Genomic DNA, 20,396 nt, shown 5'->3' with positions numbered 1-20,396 from the left:
CGGTTTTGCGCCAAATCGCGCGTTATCAGCAAAAGAAATAGAGATTCTTGTCTTGCGTGACTCTCGCATCGAGGATCAGTTTGCGCCGGAAGACCTTGAAGCCATTGCCGTCCCGGCGCAGCTTGTCCTCGCGCCCCAACGTATGGACCGTGACCTCGGTCTGGCGGCGGTTGCGGTAGACAAGGATGTTCGACAGGACGTCCAGTTCACCGTTGCCGGCTTCGAAAGCTTCGACATTCGAAACGAAGTACCGGATCTTGGATGGCGGATCCTCCATCCAGACCTGGCCTGAATAAAGCCGCTCGACGCGCTGCTTGAGCTCTCCGAAATCGTCGTTGTAGATTGCCGCATCGTCCGGCGTCGGGTCCGGGCGCCGATCCCTTGCGAAGCGCTGTTCGTAGATCGGCATCCAGTAATGGATGTCTTCGGCGACCATTCCGTGCAGCCATTCCCGGTATTGCCCGGTCTGCAAAAGTCTGACCTCGGCGCGATAATGCGCCTCGACGGCATAGTGCACATCCGGCGTCACCGGTACTTGTTCGGACGACATGTTCTCTCCGTAATTCTCGATATTTGTATCGGCGTTTGCGGTCACTCGGCGGCGTCGAGCTTTTCAGTCCAGAAATTGCGGTTCGGGAAGACCGAATCCCAAGTGTCGTCATTTGCTTTCACGCTCGCCCAATCAGGGGCATCGATCATTTCCTTCCAGAACCGGTAGAAGCCCCGGTAGGAGGTTTCACCGATGAAGCTGATTCCGACGATACCGGGATAGACCGGATGCGGTCCTTCGTAGCCGGCACCCATCGTGGAGTTCATTCTGCCATCGCGCGTGATCACGCCACGGTTCATGTAGGTTGCCGAAGACATGTTTTCGCCGTCATCGCTTTCCAGCGTTCCGGCGGTGCCGAAGGTGCGGATTGCTTCGCGCTGTATCATGCTCTTGGTAGCTGGATCGGCATCACGCGGCACCATGGTATAGGTCCACACCTCGATTTCATGCGGTCCGCGCGGATGCCAAATCTTGAAGGTGTTGGTCCCGTAGAGGAACGAGCAGTTGGGGAAGATCGAGCAGTTCCAATGCCCCATATAGAGCCGTTCGCGCTCCGGGCCGAACTTGCGGCGCACTTCGCCGCGCGTGTCCTCGAGATATTTGGTCCAGCCCTCGCGCTTGACGTGGATTGCGGCCGCTGCGTTGTCGATCACCCCGAAGCCGTGGCCATGACGGGTCGTGAACTGCAGCCCAAGATCGTCGAAGGGAATGTCCGCGCGATTGCCCGAAAGGCCTGCCAGCTCGCCGCCGATCTGGCCGAGCGCGGCGGCATGTGTCCAGCCGACGTGATAACCGTCGCCGATGAAGTTCTCGGTCGGTACCTTCCAGTTGCACTGGAGCAGGCTCTTCATCGGAGGGCCAAGCAATTCCATTCCGCCGCCGGCGCCCTCCCAGATGGTATCGAGGTAGTAGCGGAACTCACCCAGATAGTCCTCCAAGCTGGGCGCTTCGGGATCGTGGCAACCGAAAATGAAACCCTTATAGGTTTCGACCCTAACCGACTTTGCCGCCAACGCATCCTTATCGAGGCTGTTGTGGTAGCAACGCGATTCGAGCGGGACATCGACCAGCGATCCATCCTGTCCGAACACCCAGCCATGATAGTTGCAGACGAACGCCTTGGCATTTCCGCTGTCGGCGTGACAGATCTGGTTGCCGCGATGGCTGCAAGAGTTGATGAAGGCGCGGAAGGTCCCGTCGCTTTGATGCGAGAGGATGACCTTATCTTCGGCCATGTAGGTGGTGATGAAATCGCCCGGCTTGGGCACAAGCGACTCGTGGCCGAGCATCAGCCATGCGCGTGAAAAAATCCGCTCTATTTCAAGAGCGTAAACATCTTTGTCCCAAAACACCTTACGGGATTGGCTGGCATTCACTGTGTCTACGAGTGTGGTGTCGCCGCTCATGGCTCTCTCCGGTTTTCACGAACTGCGGTTGTCGTCTGCAGATTCGTACACTAAGGGCAATGCGATGTACGATATGCAAAAAGCCGATGCCACGCAAGTGGGATTGAGAGTGACGGACCGTTCGTTCTGATGGGTACTGGCAATGGTTCTTCTGGATGGCGGCAGGCCCTTCGTTACGTATGGAGCTCACCAGTCTTGCTGCTTTCTCTCGCTTCGCTATTCTGGGCGCTGAACCCCATCGTGGGCCGGGCGGCGCGCGACTTGCTTTCTCCTCTGGCGCTGGCCTTTTGGCGTTGGGTGGTCGCGTTGCTATTCGTTCTGCCCTTTGCCTGGCGGCACGTCGTGGCCGATCGTCGGGTCCTGCGCGATTCCTGGCGCCTGCTGGCGGTGCTGGGCGTGTTCGGCGTGGGGGTGTTCGCCTTCATCGTTTACTGGAGCCTGCAACTCACCACAGCCACCAACAGCCTGCTGCTGCAATCGACCATGCCGATCATGACCTTGGTCATGCCGAGCATTCTGTTCGGGGAGCGGATCAGACCGCTGCTGGTTTCCAGTGCGGCGCTGTCTCTTACCGGAGTCGTCTGGATCGTGACCAGAGGGCAGCCTTTCGCGTTGCATCTTGGCGGACTCAACCATGGCGACTTGCTCGCCCTGACCGGGGTCTTCCTGTACTCGGCCTACGCGACGTTCTTGCGCAAGGTGCCCGCCATACACCACATCACTCTGCTCGCTGTGCTGTTCGCGGTCGGCATGGGAACGCTGGCTGTACCTTACCTGGTGAGCCTGGCCGATGGCGGGGTCGCCAAGCCACAAATTGAAGTGATTGGCGCGGTGCTCTATGTAGGCATCTTTCCTTCGCTGATTGCCTATGCCTTCTTCAACCGTGCGGTAATCCTGATCGGTTCAGTAAGAGCCGGCGTCTACATGAATCTCCCCACGGTGTTCGGTGTTTTCTTGGCGGTGCTGCTGTTGGGAGAGAGACTTGAAACCTATCACATGGTCGGAGCGGCCATTGTCTTGGCCGCGATATTCGTATCGCGCCGAGCAGCAGCAGGCCAGACGGAAAACAGGGGAGAGCGGGAATTATGATTGAAGATACCGAGGCGGTGGCTTACGCGGACGCGGTGCGGTACGCCGCAGACCGCCCAGACCAATTCTGGAGCGAGGCCGCAAAGGCGATCGATTGGGTCGCGAACCCGCTGCGCGCCCATAACCCAAGCATGGGTTGGTTTCCCGATGGCATGCTGAACACGTGCCACAATTGCCTCGACCGGCATGTCCAGGCCGGACGCGGCGATGCGCTGGCGCTTGCCTATGACAGCCCGGTAACCGGAACCATCCGCCATTACACCTACCGCGAACTGCTGTACGAAACCGAACGTACGGCGGCGATGCTGGCGAGCCTCGGCGCGGAAAAGGGGGATCGGGTAATACTCTACATGCCGATGATCCCCGAGACGGTTTTCGCGATGCTGGCTTGCGCGCGGCTCGGTGTGATCCATTCCGTTGTGTTCGGCGGGTTCGCCCCACCCGAACTGGCCAAGCGGATCGACGATGCCACCCCCAAACTGGTGCTCACCGCTTCGTGCGGAATCGAGGGCAGCCGCACCATTGCCTACAAGCCGTTGGTCGACGAAGCGCTGGTCCTTGCCGCCCACTCGGTCGAGCATGTCGTCCTGGTCCAGCGCGAACAGCTAACCGCGGACTTGATGCCCGTCCGAGACATTGACTGGCACGATCTGCAGCGCCGGACCGCGGATCAGCCGGCGCCTCCGTGCGTTCCTCTCGCCTCCGGCGAGCCGCTCTACATCCTCTACACCTCGGGCACCACCGGAACGCCCAAAGGGGTGGTGCGCGACAATGGCGGACACGCCGTGGCCCTGGCCTGGTCGATGGCCAACATTTACGGCATCGGGGCAGGGGACACGTTTTGGGCAGCCTCGGACGTCGGTTGGGTGGTGGGGCATAGCTACATCGTCTATGGCCCGCTGCTAGTTGGGGCCACGACCGTACTGTTCGAAGGCAAGCCCGTCGGCACACCCGATCCCGGCACCTTTTGGCGAACCATCGTGCGGCATAAAGTCAAGAGTTTCTTCACTGCGCCGACCGCCATCCGGGCGATCCGCAAGGAAGATCCCGATGCCCGGTTCCTGAAGGAGATTGGCACCGGAGCGTGCCGCGCGGTGTTTCTGGCCGGAGAACGCGCGGACCCGGAAACGATCGCGTGGCTGGAGCGGTTAAGCGGTTTGCCGGTGATCGATCACTGGTGGCAGACCGAGCTTGGCTGGCCGGCCATCGCTTCATGCTTCGCGATGGGGGACCTGCGCCGCAAGCCTGGCAGCGCTGGCTTTCCGGTGCCTGGTTACCAGTTCGCCATCCTCGATGACGATGGACTTGCTCTGCCCGACGGGGCAAGCGGCAATGTCGTTATCGAAACCCCGCTGCCGCCCGGCACCTTCCGTTCGCTGTGGAACAATGACGCGACGTTCGTCCGGAATTTCGAGACATTCCCTGGGTACTACGAAACCGGTGATGCAGGCTTCCGCGACAGGGACGGCTTCGTGCACATCATGGGGCGAACCGACGACATCATCAACATCGCTGGTCATCGACTTTCGACCGGACAGATGGAAGAAATCGTGGCTCGACAGCCGGGGGTCGCCGAATGCGCCGTTGTCGGTGCGCACGATGACCTCAAAGGCATGGTGCCGGTTGCCTTCGTCACCCCGCAAGCCGGCTATGCGACGGACAAGAGCCTTGTCGAGCGCTCAGTCCTTTCCGTGCGCAGCGAACTGGGGGCTATCGCGGCGCTGAAGGCAGTTCTGGTCGTCGAACAATTGCCCAAGACCCGTTCTGGCAAGATCTTGCGTAGCCTGCTCCGTAAGATCGTTAACCGCGAACCCTTCGATATCCCCGCGACAATTGACGAGCCGGAAACGCCAGCCAAGCTTGCGGCGGTTTTTGCGGAAGAAGCGGGATTTAACGACCCTCATTCGCTGAAGCGGGTAAGTGATTGATCCGCATCATGAGCGTTTTGACCGATTAGAGGCAGCGTCAGAACGCTCTCGTAATGGTGTACGATCGGGTTTTGTTATGATCGTAGCCATCCGGTGAGGCTTGCGATTACCCATAAGTATTTGAGACGCTATGTTCGCGGTTGGTAGCTCGTCCCCGGCATGCAGTATCGAGGGTTGACCAAAGATCAGGTCCTATCCTCATGCATGGGAGACGAGCCATGGAATATTCTACGACATATGTAGCGATGGACACGCACAAAAAGACGATAGCGGTATCGGTCGCGGAGGCAGGTCGGCGCGGGGAGGTCCGCTACATCGGTGAGATATCCAGTGATCCTACAGCAGTGGCGAAGATGGTTGCCAAGCTGGCGGCACGTCATGCCCGTTTGTCATTCTGCTACGTGGCGGGGCCGTGCGGCTACGGCCTTCATCGCCAGATCACGCAGCTCGGCCACGAGTGCGTTGTCGTTGCTCCTTCACTCATTCCGACACGTCCCGGCGATCGGGTAAAGACCGATCGTCGCGACGCCACCGCTATTGCCGCGCTGTTTCGTTCCGGCGAACTGACCGCAGTGTAGGTGCTGGACGAAGCTCATGAGGCCATGCGGGACTTGTGCCGGGCCCGCCAGATGGCGATGCAGGGATTGCGCCGGACCCGCCAGCAGGTGCTGGGCTTTTTGCTGCGCCAAAGCCGGATATACAGCGCCGGCAATCACTGGACCGGAAAGCATCGCCGATGGCTGGCAGCCCAAGGCTTCGAACATCCTGCCCGCCAGATTGCTTTCGAGGAGATGGTCCAGGTCGTTGATGAAGCCGAGGCCCGCCGGGATCGGCTTGCCCGGCAGATGGAGGCATTGGTGCCGTCGTGGTCATTGGCGCCGGTCGTGACTGTTATCCAGGCCTTGCGTGGGATTGCCCTGATCGCGGCGATCACCATCGTGGCCGAGATTGGCGATTTCCACCGTTTCGCCAACCCCCGCCAGTTGATGGCCTACCTCGGCCTGGTGCCTTGCGAGCATTCTTCCGGCGCCAAAACCGCGCGTGGAAACATCACCAAGGCCGGGAATACTCGTGCGCGACGCATGCTGGTCGAGAGTGCCTGGACTTACAGACTCCCGGCGCGGATCGGAGAGACCATACTCAAACGCAATCAGGGGCTCGACCAGTCGATCCGCGATATCGCCTGGAAGGCGCAGGTCAGGCTCTGTGCTCGTCATCGCCGTATGACCCGCGCCGGCAAATCGGCAAACGTCGTCAACGTCGCCATCGCCCGCGAACTGGCCGCCTTCGTATGGGCCATAGCGACTAGCCTCAAACAACCAGTCTAATTAACCCGCAGCAGCAAAAGGAGCATCTGCACTAACACACACTCTGCGCTGCTCATCAATGGAAGCGGCGGCACGGTAGGGCATTCCTCGATGTGATTCTGTGGCCGGTCAAAACCGACGCCCGACTTGAGACAGAGGCAGGCCCGAGACGAATACGCGGTCTTGCGGTATCCAACCCGCGCATCACAGTCTGATCAACCGTCGTCCAACGCCGCCGCTTCCTACCATGCGCAGCGCTACAAACCCTCGCCGCCATTGCGAGCGGAAATCGTGTCCCGAGGGGTTCTCTAATCGCCAAGGTCAAGTGCTGATTTCTCAGCGATCCATCCTGCGTGCCGGGCTCTTGGGTTCTCTCCGCGGTCACCGCGTCGGGTGCCGCATGTTTGCGTTCCAGTTCGGGGGATCGAAGTGGTGTGCGCGGTCATTGCCGCTAACCCGGGAGCGATCTCACCCTCGCCGCGCGTCCCGGCTGGACGCATTCCGTTGTGCTGATGATCAGTGTCGTTTCGGTTGCGATCTATGCCATCGCTGGCTCCCGGAAGGGCGTGTTAGTGCGCCACATCGCATGCAATGTTACAGCAAGTTTCCGCGCCAGAGCCACCTTGGCTTTTCGGGTTCCTGTCCTTTCGGCGATAGCTTTGGACCAGTTGCGTAAGCGTGGGCCACCAAGGTCCCGACAGACGATCGCGTTCGCCGCCTCAAATAGGCATTTCCGCGTGAACCTATCTCCGCGTTTCGAGATGCGACCGTTCCGGCTACACCCACCGTGTCGCTATCGCGAACAGCCGTCTCGTCAGCATGGTCGATGCTACCGTCACCTTCCGTTGGCGCGACTATCGGCATGGCAATGCCCAAAAGCATATGGCTTTGACCGCAGACGAGTTTATCCGCCGGTTCCTGCTCCACACTCTGCCCGACCGCTTCCATCGCATCCGTCATTACGGTTTTCTTGCCAACGGATGTCGTCGTACCCTATAGCGCGACGATCTGGATGAGAGGCCTCTCATCCTGTTTGTCGCGCGGCAACTGCCGCCAAGGCCTTCTCGGCGGTGCGGCGTGGCTCCAGGAGGCTTGGGAAGTAACTGCCTTTTCGAAGCTTCGGGATCGCCAGATCAATCCGGCCAGCTCGCGTATCCCAACCGCGCTCGCGGTAGCCGTTGCGGTGGTTCAGCCGTTCCGGGCTGCGTGATCCGCAAGGCACGCCCGTCTTAGCCTCGATCTCCAGATCCATCATGCGCTCTGCGGCGAATGCCAGCATCTCACCCACCAAATCGCTATCAGCCCCTTGCTCAATCAGCTCGACAAGGGCCATTCTGTCATCGGTCATCGTCTTCTCCAGGTTCGAGTTCGCATCCGAACCCTACCAGAAGATCGACGGTGGCCACCCTCTCAGGGAAACCTTCCTACACCACTTAACGTAATCGCCACACTCGACCTCCGCTTCGTTGCGGTAGGAGGACATTGCCGCTTCGGCGCTCGGCCGGAGTCGAACGTGGAGGACATTGCCGCTCTCGATGGCAAAATTCAGGCCGTAGCCAAACAGCATGGTACGGTACGTCTTTTGATGACAGCACCGGGAGTCGGACCGATCACCGCGATGGCGGTAACTGCAGCGTTCGACGACGCCGAACGCTTCAACCGATCTTCCAGCGCGGGCGCTTATCTCGGTCTGACGCCAAGGCGCTACGAATCTGGCGAAATCAGCCGGAACGGGCGCATCTCGAAAAGCGGTGACAGGTTCGCTCGGAAATGCCTGTACGAAGCGGCAAATGCGATCTTGTCTCGAAAGCTTGGCGGCCCTCGCCTGCGTGAGTGGGCACAGGCGATCGCCGGCCGAACCGGGCCTCGCAAAGCGAAAGTCGCGCTGGCCAGGAAGCTGGCGGTAACATTGCACGCAATGTGGTGTACCAATACGGCCTTCCGGGAGGCCGCTATGGCCTGACCTAAATCCGAAACAATACGCTGAACTCAAGCGCGACAGAACGCGTCCTCCTGGGACGCTTAGCGAGGGTGAAATCGTTCCCGCGAGTGCGGCACGGACCGCGCACACCACTTAGATTCACCCTACTTTGAACGCTAACATGCGGCGTCCAGCGCGACGACCGCGCCGAGAGAACCCTGGAGCCCACCACGCGCGTGACGAACCGCATAAGAGATCAGCTGTTGACAGTGGCGATTAGGGAACCTCGCGGGACACGACCCATCCTAATCAACGAATAACCACATGATTATGAGTAATGGATACTGGGACGGTTGCGCCTGAGCGAACGTTTTGATAAATCATCAGGGCTTCATGACATCTGCGAAGGTTTCCCGTTGGGAGATTTATCGCGTGCCCAAGGTTAACTTTCGCCTCGACGAGTCGCTGCACTCAACATTGATGCGACGCGCGCGTGGCGCGAACCTCTCTCTGTCAGGATTTATCCGTCAGGCGCTGGAACAGGCGGTCGACGAGCGCAAGCGCTACGTCTTCTCCTCGCAAGATGAAATCCTCGCCACCTCCATCCAGATACTCTCGATCCTGGCGACCTCCGTGGGCCAGCAGTCGCCGAAGGCCCTCGAACAAGGCATGGCCCAGGCGCGATCCATACTTCTGGACCGCGGCCTCCTCGGGGAGGCGGATCGCCCATGAGCATTTTCCGGAACGATACGCTGGGATCGTGGACGCGGGGCGGGCAAGCGATCGTCCACAATGTCCGCATGACCACTCAGGTCTTCTACCAGACCATGCTGGCCGGGTTGATCATCTGGATCATCGGCACGCTTTGGTATGCCTTCGAAAAATCGACGGAATATGAGCGCTTCGTGCTGGTCAAGCTCGCGGAGGCGATGATCAAGGTCGACGCAGCGGGCGGCCCCAACGATCCGGTCCAGTTTCGCACGCCGACAGGCCAATCCTACTGGACGTCCGCGGACTGGTTGGCCGCTTCGACCCTGGCAAAGAAGACGCTGCACCAGTTCGAGATCTATCTTCTGCACGGCGCTCTTCTATCCGGGCTCTTCACCCTCGCCATGCTCGGATGGGCCTGGTTCTACTTCACGCGGACGGGCAGGGGCCTTGGCTCCAACGAATATCTGCGCGGCGCCCGCTTCGGTACCATCAGGCAAGTGAAGCGCGCACTCTGGCGGCAAGGCAAGGGACCGTTGATCGTAGGCAATGTCCCGGTCCCGGAAGCCTTCGAACCCGAACATATCCTTCTGTGCGGGGCGCCGGGGACAGGCAAGACCAACCTCATCAACGGCATGCTCGATGGCATTCGCAAGTCGGGAAGGCGAGCGATCGTCTATGACACGGCGGGTACTTTCGTCGAGAAATTCTATCGCCAAGGCACGGACATGCTGCTCAATCCGCTCGACCAGCGCACGGCGCGCTGGTCGCCCTGGGTCGATGTGCCGCGCGACTATCATTATGATCAGATCGCCGAGTCGACGATCCCCGACAAGCATGGCGATCCATTCTGGGCCAAGGCCGCGCGAGGCACCCTAGTCGCGGTCATGCGCAAGGTCGCGCGGCAGAAGCACACCTATGTCTCGGTGCTGCTCGACCGGCTGCTACGCTCCAAACTCAAGGATCTCGCCGCTTTCGTGTCCGGGACGGATGCAGCAGCCTTTATCAGCACCGAAGGTGAAAGGACGTCGGCAGGCATTCAGGCGGAACTCGCGTCGGTCATGCGCAGCTTCGGGTATCTCGACGATACCGAAGATGGCTTTTCGATCCGCGACTGGGTGGAGAAGGGGCAGGAAGGGAGCTGGCTCTTCATCACCGTCAAGGCAGATCAGTTGCCGTCGTTGCGGCCCCTGATCACCGTCTGGCTCGATATCGCGATCAGCGCGATCATGAGCCTCACGCCCGACCGCGATCGCCGCCTCTATTGCGTGATCGACGAGCTGCCGACGCTCCAGAAGCTGCCGTCACTGTCCGACTTCCTTGCCCGGGCCCGCAAATATGGCGGCTGCGGCATATTGGGGTTCCAGTCCTATCCCCAGCTTGAAGCCACTTACGGCATTCAGGATGCCGCTGCCATCACCGGCTACTGTTCCACATGGGTAGCGTTACGGGCCAACGATACCGCGACGGCCAAACATGTGTCGGAGAATCTGGGTCAGGTCGAGCAGGTCGAGGCCAATGAGGGCATGTCCTATGGCGTCAACGACATGCGTGATGGCGTCAACCTCTCGCGGATGCAGGTGACGCGGCCGCTGGTGATGCCGACCGAAGTCACCAACCTGCCCAACCTGGTCGGATTTCTGCGCTTCGGCCGCAATCTGCCGGTTGTCCGCTTCGACAGCCGTTTCAACGAAATTCCTTCACTCGGCCCCGCCTTTCTCGAGCGTACGGAGCCCCCCATTCAGATCGATAAGGCGAAGAAGCTCGTCCGGATCGCTCACGCCGAAGCGCGCGTCCGAGAGGTGATCGAGCGGGAAGCGGCGCAAACACCGCCGCCGCCCGCGAAACCGCCGGCCAGTTCCCCAGACGAGCCGCCGAGCGGTGAACAACCGCCGCAATCTCCGCCGCAGCAACGGGACCTGTTCCAGCCGCCTGAGCCGCACGTCGATGCGCAGCGGGTTGAAGACATCCTGTTGAACGAGGAGGACGCTGACCTTCCGGTTCCGCCCCGGCTCGCCTGGACGATCCTGGCGGGCAAGCAGGGCGAAATCCGCTCCGACCTGGTGCAACATGAGCGGGACGATGGTCCGCGCGAACCGTCGCGACCGGCATGATCCAGCCGCAACGTCTCCACGGCAAGCCCGCCAATATCGCCCGATATTATACGGTTGGCGACTATTATACCAAGGGCGGCAACGAGCCGTCCGAATGGGGTGGCAAACTTGCTGCCGACCTCGGCCTTTCCGGTCCCGTCGACGCCAGGCAGTTTCGTGACCTGCTTGCCGGCAAAGTCGGCGATCAGCAACTGGGGCGACACCGCACTGACGGGCAAATTCAGCATCATCCCGGCTGGGACTTTGCCGTCAATGCCCCGAAATCCGTATCCATCATGGCGCTGGTGGCAGGGGATGAGCGAGTGCTCGCCGCGCATGAACATGCTGTCACAGCTGCCATCACCTATCTGGAGGAACAGGCACAACTTCGCCGCCGCGAGGAAGGCAAGATCGTTCATGAGACCACGGGGCGCATTCTCGTCGCGCGCTTCACCGAGCATGGCAGCCGGGAACTCGACCCGCACCTCCATACCCATCTGGTCGTTCTCAACATGACCAATCGCCAGGATGGCGACCCGATGGCGAGCCTGGAAAGTCGCGTCATGTATGGTGAGCAGCGCGTCGCCGGGCAGATCTATCGCAATGCGCTCGCCTTCAGCCTCCGCGAGGCTGGTTATGAGGTCGAGTTCGATCCTCGCACTGGCTTATTCGAGATACGGGGCGTGCCCAAGGAGCTCATCGAGCGCTTCTCGCAGCGCGCAGAGGCGATCGAGGAGCATGCCCGGGAACATGGCCTGGTCGGCCAAAAGGCCCAGCGCGCCTCCTTCTATGCCACCCGCAAGGCCAAGGTGAAGATCGGCGCGCAAGAACATACTGTACAATGGCATGAACGGACTGGCGACCAACTCGACACGCTTGGTAAAATCGCTGCCGTTGCACGCGAACGGGAGGGGCAACATTCTCCCCCTACCGAACGCACGGCTTCACGCGCTGCCCTTTTCGGCCTGCGGCAACTCGAAACCGCCGAAGCCGTCAACAATCTCGGCGATATCCTGCGCACGGGGCTCGCAGCCCATGTCGGGGAAATGCGGCTGGAGGATCTGCGTCCTCGGGTCGCGATGCATGAACTCATGCGAAAACTGCTGCCGACCCACGAGCAAACGGGCGACAGGGTACTCACGCATGGACGCACCACCCGCAAGTCATGGCGGTTGGAACTGGCGCTTACCCAACATATTGCACTTGGCCTCGACGACGCCCGGCCGATCGCGTCGGGCGACCGGCTCTTGGCCGTGCTGGAAAAGACGACACTCAATGCGGAGCAGCAGCGGGCCCTGGTCGAGACCGCTATGTCACGGGATCGCGTCACCGGAATCCACGGCGTTGCCGGTTCGGGCAAATCGACACTGGTGCGGGTATTGGGCGAAGCGGCGGAACCAGGAACGACGCTGATAGCATTGGCGCCCACATCATCGGCGGCTGCGGAACTGGGGCAAAAGGCCAGTATCGAGGCGCACACGGTCGCCAGCTTTGTAGCGCGTGGCGGCCATGGCATAACGGATCGCCATGTGCTCGTGCTCGACGAGGCCGGTCAGCTTGGCAACCGTCAGGCTAGAAGGCTGCTCGAGATCAGCCGGATAACCGGAGCAAGGCTCCTGTTCCTTGGTGACGAGAAGCAGACCGGCGCCATCGAACAAGGCAAGCCCTTCTGGCTGATGCGCCGGCTGGGATTGCCGGTGGTGGAACTGACCGAGGCGGTTCGCCAGGAAACCCGTACGATCAAAGAAGCGGTCGCTCAGGCGAGGGCCGGCAATTTCGAGCAGTCGCTCAAGAATCTCGACAGCGTGACGACCGTCACCGACAATGAGGCCATGGCCGCGATGGTGGTCAACGCCTGGGTGAGGCTCAAGCCCGACTCCCGTGCGGGCACCAACATCCTCGTGCTCGACAACGCCACGCGCCTCATCGTCAACAGCAAGATCCGCGAAGCGCTCAGGAACGAGAATGGGTTGGCAGCCGAAGACAGCAGGCTCTCGATCCTTGCCCCGGCAGGCTTCACCGATATCGAAAAACATATGGGCCGCTTCTACGGAGCAGGGCAGGTGGTGCGCTTCGACCGCGACATCGCTGGTCTCGGCGTTGCCCGGCACACGGACTATCGCGTCGTAGGGCTCGGACGGGAGCCCAACGGCCGGCAGGTCGTGCGCCTTGTCGATGAACAGGGTCGCATCATCCGCTGGGATCCGCAGACGACACGGGCCCGGCACATCAATGTCTTCAACCCCGAAGAGCGTGATCTGGCCGAGGGGGATCGTATCCAGTGGCGACTGGTCAATCGCGATCTCGATCTGCGCAACGCCGAGCGCGGCACGGTCGAAAAGCTGGACGGCGACCTCGCCACCATACGATGGGACCGGGACGGCCGTGTACAGCAGGTCAACCTGACAGAGCACAAGACCTGGGACCATGGCTATGCCGAGACGGTATATTCCTCCCAGTCGAAGACCTATCCGCGGGTCTTCCTGCTGGCGCCCGTGGACTCGCCGCTGGTTAGTGCCCAGAACTTCTACACTGCCATTACGCGCGCCAAGTACGGCGTCAGGCTCTGGACGAACAACGTCAAGGAACTTGTCGCCAAGCTGGAGCGACAGTCGGGTGAGAAGACCTCCTCCACCGAGGGCCTTGGACGCATGGACCAGGACCGCGTCGGCCCGTTCACGAACCGGCAGCGCGCGCGCCTGGCAACGCTGAAGGCCGAACAGGAAAAGGACCGGGCGTCGCGTGGAGATCGCGCCCTTGAAAGGCAATTGTCTCGCCGGGATCGCGGACCGCAAGGGACAGCAGAGTATATCGCGGAAGGCGCCCGAAGCGTCGCGCAGGTCCTCTACCGGTTTCTCGAGGGTATTCTCGATCGTGCTCGCACCCGGATCGAGCCCCCGGCGACGCATGCTGAACGGCAGTCGCCATCCCCCGCACCTCAACCCGAACCCTCCCACGGTCCCGAACGATAGAGGCTCGTCCCATGCTCCTCATCCTGCTCGCTGTCGCGTTGATGCTCCTGGCCCTTGTCCTGCACCGCTTTCACGTGCCCTTGCGGCATCGCTGGCGTCGCAGGCAGGCAAGGGTCATGGTGCAGCAACTGCGCCGCCGTGATCGCCTGCAACCGCCCCAGCTCCTCTACGCCCGGCTAAGAAGCATGGATCCGCTCGCCTTTGAGGAATTGCTGCTCGAAAGTTTGGAGCGTCGTGGTTTCAGGGTCATCAGAAACCATCGCTACACTGGCGATGGCGGCATTGATGGAAAGGTGATGATCGACGGCGCTCTGTGGCTCATCCAGGCCAAGCGCTATGCAACGGCCATCCGGCCCGAACATGTCAGCGCCTTCAATGCGCTGTGCCGGGCCAGCAACTGTCGCGGCCTTTTCATCCATACCGGCCGAACAGGGCCGCAGAGCCGAGAATCCATCGGTAACAGCAGCCACGTCGAGATCCTATCCGGGCGGAGGCTGCTTGCCCTGGTGACAGGCGGCCCGATAGCAGTGGCTGAAGTACCAGGCCGTGCCGTGCTTCCCGCGAAATCTCATCGAGCCACGCCGTGGCGGGCACGGTGATGTGGCGCCTTCTCTCGAGCACGACATGGGCAGTCACTGCCTTGCTGGCAGCATCGCCGGAACGGGCCATGGCCGCGCCCGAAAAAGTGCAGGAGGAACAGCGTATAGCTACCTGCATCCGTCACGCGTCGATGGGTCATGCGTGGCTGGAGAAGACGCTTTGGGGCCTGCGAGACCAGGAAGCAGGCTGGATCGGAGCTGAAGTCCGCAATAGCAATGGCTCGCATGATCTTGGCCCCTTGCAGATCAACAGCTGGTGGGTGCCGCGCATCGCCGCGCAAGTCGGGCACTCCGAATTGCAGGTACGACATTGGCTGCGCTTCGATCCCTGCTTCAACGCCGAAGCTGCGCGATGGATCTTTCTCTCCGGCCTACGAGCGGCGAAAGATTACTGGGCGGCAATTGGCCTTTATCACAGTCCGACTACTTGGCGGCAGCGCAGATATTCAGGTTCGGTCGCACGTCGGATGAAAATTCGCTTTGGCGAGAGCGTCTTTCACGAGCCGATGCGGACACATAATTAACGCTGGAAACATTGGCCAGCTACATCGCTGCGAGCGTGAAGGAATAGCTGTAGTAGTGGGCTGCGGCGCCCGAGGGTGCCATGTCGCGGTGGCGCACGAGCAGAAGATAGCGACCGGCATCCGGCGAGGTAAACGGTGAACTTGCCCGACGCATTGGTGTGGAGGTCGGCCGCCACTTTCTTTCCATCATAGAACCCGGCTTCCTGGAACAACCTCACGTCGGCGTTGGCCAGCCCCTTGCCGCTGTACAGGACCTTAATCGTGAAGGGCTGCGCTCTAGTGATCGATGTCGCGTTGCAAAGCGGATCGAATTTTGAACGCTGTGCCCCGCATATTTAAAGGCAGCAGCGCCGGCATCCTCCAGCCGTTCACCCTAGCGCCATGGCCCACTCCGGTTGCGAGGCACAAACAAGGACGGTTAAGCGGACTTCTACAATTTATTCAGATTGCGACTTCTAGAGAATGGCGACGTCGGCAGTTGTAGTTCCCCGCAAACACCGCTGCCGACATTGGAGACGAACTCGAGTATCGGTCCCGGTTTAATCCCTCCCCCGCAACCACCGATACCGACAAACCAGATTTCTCCTTGGATTGTCGGTCTCGGTTAGATCGCCCTCCCGCAACCAACATAAATCTCAGCGAGCGTAAGCGAGCGCTAAGATTTATGTTATCCCCGCGAAAGCGGGGACCCAGTATGAATTCCAACCCAGCCCGCCCCATGGCGGGCTTTTCGTGCGCAATTGGCAATGATTGGAACGCGCAGCCTGCTTTACGAGGCCGTACGCCGGGGCCAGTCGCTCGCTCCCAACTGGACCCCGGCCTGCGCCGGGGAACAGCATGCGCCAAGTTCGCTTCAACCCGCGCCACTCACTCCCCCTCCAGCCGCTGGCTGAAATAGACCATCTGCATCGCCTGCAACCGCGCGCCCTGTTCGATGTCGGCGTCGCCCGAATGGCCGCCGGCCGTGTCCTCGTAGAAATGATAGGGAATGCCATAATCCTTCAGCCGCGCGGCGAATTTGCGCGCATGTTGCGGCCCCACCCGGTCATCTTTCGTCGTCGTCCAGATATAGGGTGTCGGGTATTTCACGCCCCTGCGGATATTCGAATAAGGCGAAATCCTCTCCAGAAATGCCTTTTCCTCAGGCACGGACACGCTGCCATATTCGTCCACCCAGGACGCGCCGGCCGCGATCTGTTCGTAGCGGATCATGTCGAGCAGCGGCACCTGGATCGTCACCGCGTTCCAGAGATCGGGATGCTGGTTGAACTCCACGCCCATCAGCAGCCCGCCATTGGAGCCGCCATAGATGCCGAACCGGCGCGGCGAGGAGAGTTTGCGCGCGAAAATATCCTGCGCCACCGCCGCGAAATCGTCATAGATGATCTGGCGCTTCGTCTTCAGCCCCGCCTCATGCCAGGCCGGACCGAATTCGCCGCCGCCTCGGATGTTGGCGAGCACGAAGCTGTTGCCCCGCTCCAGCCACAGTTTGCCGGTGATCGCGGCATAGCTTGGCGTCATCGAAATCTCGAACCCGCCATAGGCGGTCATGATCGTTGGCGTGGAGCCGTCCTGCTTCATGTCCTTCCGATGGACGATGAAATAGGGGATTTTCGTGCCGTCGGTGGAGGTCGCCTCATATTGCTCGACCACCAGGCCGCTCGCGTCGAAGCGCGCCGGCATCGCCTTTACCTGAACCGGCCTGGGAGCCGCCGCGTCCAGCGCCCAGAGCGTCGTCGGCGCCAGGAAACCGGCGACCGAGAGATAGGCGCGGTCGCTCTTCTCGCTGGTGGTGGCGATGCCGATCGTCGCATTGTCGGGCAGGGCGACGGGCGTGCTCGTCCATCCCTGCGCGCCCGGCGTCAGCACCGCCACCCGGCCGCGCACATTGTCATTGTAGGACAGGATGACATGGCCTTTGGTCGCGCTGACCTCCTCGATCGACTGGCGCGGCGTCGGCGCGAACAATATCTGGGGCGTCAGCGTCTCGCCCGCTTGCAGCGCTTTCAAGGGCACCGCCGCCAGCGCGCCGCTCGGCACCGTCACGCCGCCGCTGTCCCATGCCTGGCTGGTCTGGATCAGCAGCTGGCCCGCCACCATGCCCTTGATCGTGCTCTTGGCCGGCAGCGGCAGCTTCTTCACCCCCTGCGACGTCACCAGAAAGGTCTCGTTGGTGAAGAAGGTAACGCCGCGATAGAGGAAGGCGGCGCGATTGCCGTCTCCGTCCGAATAGACCGACGGATAGACGCCGACCTGGTCGCTGGCCGCGCCCCGATAGATTTCCGTCGCCGCCGACAAAGGCTGGCCGCGCTTCACTGTCTTGACGACGAAGGGATAGCCCGATTTCGTCATCGAGCCCTCCCCCCAGTCGCGCGCGAGCAGCAGCGTATCGCCGTCCAGCCATGCCTCATTTTGCTTGGAGGTCGGCACGTCGAAGCCGCCTTTCACGAACTGCCCGGTCTCCAGGTCGAACTCGCGCAGCGTCACCGCGTCCTCGCCCCCGTCCGACAGGTTGATGAGCGCCAGCCGTTCCTCGGGATCGAGGATGGTCGCGCCTTTCCACACCCATTTCCTGCCCTCCGCCTTGGACAGCGCATCGAGGTCCAGCACCGTGGTCCATTTGGGCGCATCGGTCGCGTAATCGGCTTCGGTGGTCCAGCGCCAGATGCCTTGCGGATGATCGGCGTCGCGCCAGACATTATAGACCCGCCCGTGGATCAGCATCGGCATGGCGATCCGGTCCTTGGCCGATGCGATCGCGAGCGCTTGGGCGTAATAGCCGGCATAGCGCGGATCATTCTGGAAGGCGGCCAGCGTCGCTTTATTCTCTGCCTCTACCCATTGCATTGCGCGCGGCCCGGTCCAGTCCTCCAGCCAGACGAACGGATCGTCGGCGGGGGCGGGCGGGGTGGCGGATGGCGCATTGGCGCCGGTCAGCAGGGCAGCGGAAACCAAGCCTATCATCCTTTTCTTCATGTCTTTCATTCCCCCTGCGCGCGTCCCAGCCGCCCCTGACGATAGCGCCGGCGCCGCGACGCGCCCACGATCAGCAAGGGTAACGCTACGAGCATCAGGACGATCCCGATCAGGCTCGGCGACCAGCCGAACAGGGTGTGGACGCCGAAGGCCGACGGCGCGAGCAGAGCCAGGAAGCCGGCGGTCAGCAGCCACAACCCCCACCGCCGGGGCCGCACCGCGACCATCCGCATCTCATGCCGGAATGCCTTGCGCCCGGCGCGGGTGGTGAGGTCTGGCGGGGGGCGGTGCATGACGCAAAGCTAGGACGCCGCCGCGCAGATCACAAGCCGCGCCAAACGGCAGGAATTGGCCCGGCCGCTCGTGCGTGCCCAAGCGGCGCAGCGTGCAAAAGTCCTCGTTCCTTGCGTCTCGACGCGAACCGGATGCCCCGTGCCGCGCAAAGCAAATTGTCCAGCCTAAACCCGATCTTAAGCTCCCCCGTGCCATTGTCCCGGCGACATCGGCAATTCAGGCGCGTCTTTCGTGGCGATCATCACCTTCACTCAGCCCGTTCCTTTCCCGATCGCGCCGCTGCGTCAGGTGCTGGGCGCGCAGCTGCCGCTCTACAAATGGCAGATCGGCGAGGAGGATGACGGCGGCGCCAAAACCATGGGGCAATGGCATGGCGCGCAGCTGATCGCGGGGCGCACCGGGGCCAGCGTCGTCTTTTGCGAACTGTTCGCGCGGAACGAAGCGCTGTCCAGCGACGCGCCGCTCCACAGCTGGCATCTCGACATTCGCCGCCCGACCACGGAAAGCGACGCGATCGCGCACCGTATGCTGCTGCTGATCGCCTCGGTCGTGATGGTGCCGGACGATGGCGCGCTCTGCCAGCTTGAGCCGGGCGGCGGCTGGCTGTCGCAGGAGGACATGGTTCGCGCGGCCAAAGCGCTGCTCGCGGGCGAGGCCTTCGACAAGATCGTCCAGTTCGGCCGCCCCGCCAGCAGCTTTGCCGGCGCGCGCGTCACCGCGCCCGCACCCGCCGCCGCCCCGCCGGCCGGGCGCCGCTATGCCGGGCTCAGCCAGGAACAGGCGCTCTCGCTCGGCAGCATGGACGAGACCATGGCGCGCATCCTGCACGAACGCGGCATGGGCGAGATCGCCGACGGCATGGGCCTCAGCCGCCCGCCCGCCTTCGCGCATGAAAAGCCGCAGCCCGATCGGCTGCCGACGATGGTGCTGCTCGCCACCCAGCCGCTGATCCTCGATTGGGCGCTGGTGCGCGAAGGGATGGACGCGATCGACCCCGGCGGCGACTGGCGGGTGGAAGAGACCGGCATCCGCCATGGCGTGATCGCCGGGCGCGGGGCGACCATCCGGCTCGATACCGAAGCCGCGCCGCTCCCCGCCTATCTGCTCGCCCAGGCGCAGGCGCGCAGCCATGGCCTTACCGAAGACGACAAGCGCCTCATCGCCACCCACCGCATCCATCATGCGATCCGCATCGATCTCGACACCCGCGCCGCGCCCTTCGTCGACGTGCGCCAGACCGCGAAGATCGCGACGCTGCTGATCGGCCTCGCGTCCAAGCGCGCGGGCTTTGTCGGCCTCTTCAACGCGGGTGTCGCTACGGTCATGCCGGCGGCGCGCGTCCATAGCCAGATCGGGATTCTCGGCAGCGACGAGGTGCCGATCACGCTCTGGACCTGGGCTGCCTTCCATTCGATCGAGGCGGACGCCATCTCCATCTCGACCGGCGGGATGCTGCCCTTCACCGGGTTCGAGGTCGAGCTGTGGAACGCGCCGGGCACGCTGGAGCAGGTGGCCGAGCGGCTGAACGGCGTGCTGCGCTATCTCCTCATCAACGGTCCGGTTATCGCCCATGGCGACACGATCGGCGATCACGCCGCCGACCGATCGACTCGCTGCTTCCTGGGGGAGAGCCGCGCGGATCGCGGTGAGGGCAGCGTGCCGGCGATGCTGCTAGAATTTGACGGGCTGGGCGGCGCGCCCGCCGCGCCCCGCGCTGACCTGCCCGCCGCGCCGGCCGCGCCGCCGCGCGCCGATGCGCCGCCGCCGCGCGCCGATCCGCTCCCCGCGCCCCGCGCGCCGGCGCCGTCTCAGGGGTTCGGCCGTCGCGCGCCCGGCGGCTTCGGGCGCAAGGGGCTTTAACTCTCCCGCCGCTTGCGCTACACCCGCTGCCATCCCCGGGGGACCGTCCACAGACGGTTGAGAGGCGGCTGGCTTCCTTGAACAAGGGGCGGGGCCGCGACCCGCTGAACCTGATCCGGCTGACACCGGCGTAGGGAGGGAGCGCGCCGTGACACCGCCCGCACTCTCT

The 20,396-nt window shown here is 62.3% G+C and carries 13 protein-coding genes, 3 pseudogenes and 1 riboswitch; of the genes and pseudogenes, 11 read left to right on the top strand and 5 right to left on the bottom strand.

The window, feature by feature from the left end:
• Positions 1–25: 25 nt before the first annotated feature.
• Complete coding sequence (locus V2B31_RS05230; RefSeq protein WP_130030187.1) at positions 26–550, bottom strand: aromatic-ring-hydroxylating dioxygenase subunit beta; 525 nt, start codon at positions 548–550, stop codon at positions 26–28.
• A gap of 41 nt (positions 551–591) precedes the next feature.
• Positions 592–1,956 (bottom strand): aromatic ring-hydroxylating dioxygenase subunit alpha, encoded by a 1,365-nt coding sequence (locus tag V2B31_RS05225; protein WP_130030188.1) that lies wholly within the window; start codon positions 1,954–1,956, stop codon positions 592–594.
• Positions 1,957–2,151: 195 nt separating this feature from the next.
• Between V2B31_RS05225 and V2B31_RS05220 the strand changes: the two genes are divergently transcribed.
• From V2B31_RS05220 to V2B31_RS05205, 4 genes and pseudogenes are all read left to right on the top strand, one after another.
• On the top strand, positions 2,152–3,045 hold the full coding sequence (locus V2B31_RS05220) for a DMT family transporter (protein ID WP_229742782.1): 894 nt from the start codon (positions 2,152–2,154) through the stop codon (positions 3,043–3,045).
• Positions 3,042–4,973, top strand: coding sequence for an AMP-binding protein (locus tag V2B31_RS05215; protein ID WP_328276081.1), 1,932 nt, complete (start codon positions 3,042–3,044; stop codon positions 4,971–4,973). The genes V2B31_RS05220 and V2B31_RS05215 overlap by 4 nt, the downstream gene beginning before the upstream one ends.
• A gap of 218 nt (positions 4,974–5,191) precedes the next feature.
• A pseudogene (locus V2B31_RS05210) lies at positions 5,192–6,301 on the top strand (IS110 family transposase).
• A 750-nt stretch (positions 6,302–7,051) separates the two neighbouring features.
• Positions 7,052–7,267, top strand: a pseudogene (locus V2B31_RS05205) (transposase); the annotation flags it as partial.
• Between the two features lie 58 nt (positions 7,268–7,325).
• On the opposite strand, the pseudogene V2B31_RS05200 reads toward V2B31_RS05205, so the two are convergent.
• Positions 7,326–7,628, bottom strand: a pseudogene (locus tag V2B31_RS05200) (transposase); the annotation flags it as partial.
• Between the two features lie 165 nt (positions 7,629–7,793).
• Here V2B31_RS05200 and V2B31_RS05195 point away from each other — a divergent pair.
• The 6 genes from V2B31_RS05195 (at position 7,794) to V2B31_RS05170 (ending at position 15,097) form a co-directional block, all read left to right on the top strand.
• Positions 7,794–8,243: an IS110 family transposase gene (locus V2B31_RS05195; protein WP_052076585.1), complete on the top strand. Its 450-nt coding sequence runs from the start codon at positions 7,794–7,796 to the stop codon at positions 8,241–8,243.
• 351 nt (positions 8,244–8,594) lie between these two features.
• Positions 8,595–8,933 (top strand): CopG family transcriptional regulator, encoded by a 339-nt coding sequence (locus V2B31_RS05190; RefSeq protein WP_328276079.1) that lies wholly within the window; start codon positions 8,595–8,597, stop codon positions 8,931–8,933.
• Positions 8,930–11,023 carry a type IV secretion system DNA-binding domain-containing protein gene (locus V2B31_RS05185; RefSeq protein WP_328276077.1) on the top strand — a complete coding sequence of 698 codons (2,094 nt, stop codon included), beginning with the start codon at positions 8,930–8,932 and terminating at the stop codon, positions 11,021–11,023. Before V2B31_RS05190 ends, V2B31_RS05185 begins: the two co-directional genes overlap by 4 nt.
• The gene (mobF, locus tag V2B31_RS05180) at positions 11,020–13,974 is read left to right on the top strand and encodes a MobF family relaxase (protein WP_328276075.1); all 2,955 of its coding nucleotides are present in this window, start codon (positions 11,020–11,022) and stop codon (positions 13,972–13,974) included. The genes V2B31_RS05185 and mobF overlap by 4 nt, the downstream gene beginning before the upstream one ends.
• Positions 13,975–13,985: 11 nt before the next feature.
• On the top strand, positions 13,986–14,573 hold the full coding sequence (locus V2B31_RS05175; RefSeq protein WP_328276073.1) for a restriction endonuclease: 588 nt from the start codon (positions 13,986–13,988) through the stop codon (positions 14,571–14,573).
• Positions 14,574–14,641: 68 nt separating this feature from the next.
• The gene (locus tag V2B31_RS05170; RefSeq protein ID WP_230588527.1) at positions 14,642–15,097 is read left to right on the top strand and encodes a lytic transglycosylase domain-containing protein; all 456 of its coding nucleotides are present in this window, start codon (positions 14,642–14,644) and stop codon (positions 15,095–15,097) included.
• Positions 15,098–15,964: 867 nt separating this feature from the next.
• Here the strand turns inward: V2B31_RS05170 and V2B31_RS05165 are convergent.
• Positions 15,965–18,061: a prolyl oligopeptidase family serine peptidase gene (locus tag V2B31_RS05165; RefSeq protein ID WP_328276070.1), complete on the bottom strand. Its 2,097-nt coding sequence runs from the start codon at positions 18,059–18,061 to the stop codon at positions 15,965–15,967.
• 17 nt (positions 18,062–18,078) lie between these two features.
• Complete coding sequence (locus V2B31_RS05160; RefSeq protein ID WP_328276068.1) at positions 18,079–18,366, bottom strand: hypothetical protein; 288 nt, start codon at positions 18,364–18,366, stop codon at positions 18,079–18,081.
• A 232-nt stretch (positions 18,367–18,598) separates the two neighbouring features.
• Between V2B31_RS05160 and V2B31_RS05155 the strand changes: the two genes are divergently transcribed.
• A complete protein-coding gene (locus V2B31_RS05155) occupies positions 18,599–20,227 on the top strand; it encodes a DUF4261 domain-containing protein (RefSeq protein WP_328276066.1) in 1,629 nt (542 codons plus the stop codon).
• Between the two features lie 26 nt (positions 20,228–20,253).
• Positions 20,254–20,381: riboswitch (TPP riboswitch) on the top strand.
• Positions 20,382–20,396: the final 15 nt, after the last annotated feature.

The organism is Sphingobium sp. (assembly GCF_036170395.1).
GTDB lineage: Bacteria > Pseudomonadota > Alphaproteobacteria > Sphingomonadales > Sphingomonadaceae > Sphingobium.
The sequence above is the reverse complement of the archived record's forward strand: the minus strand, read 5'-3'. Positions and strand labels throughout refer to the sequence as shown.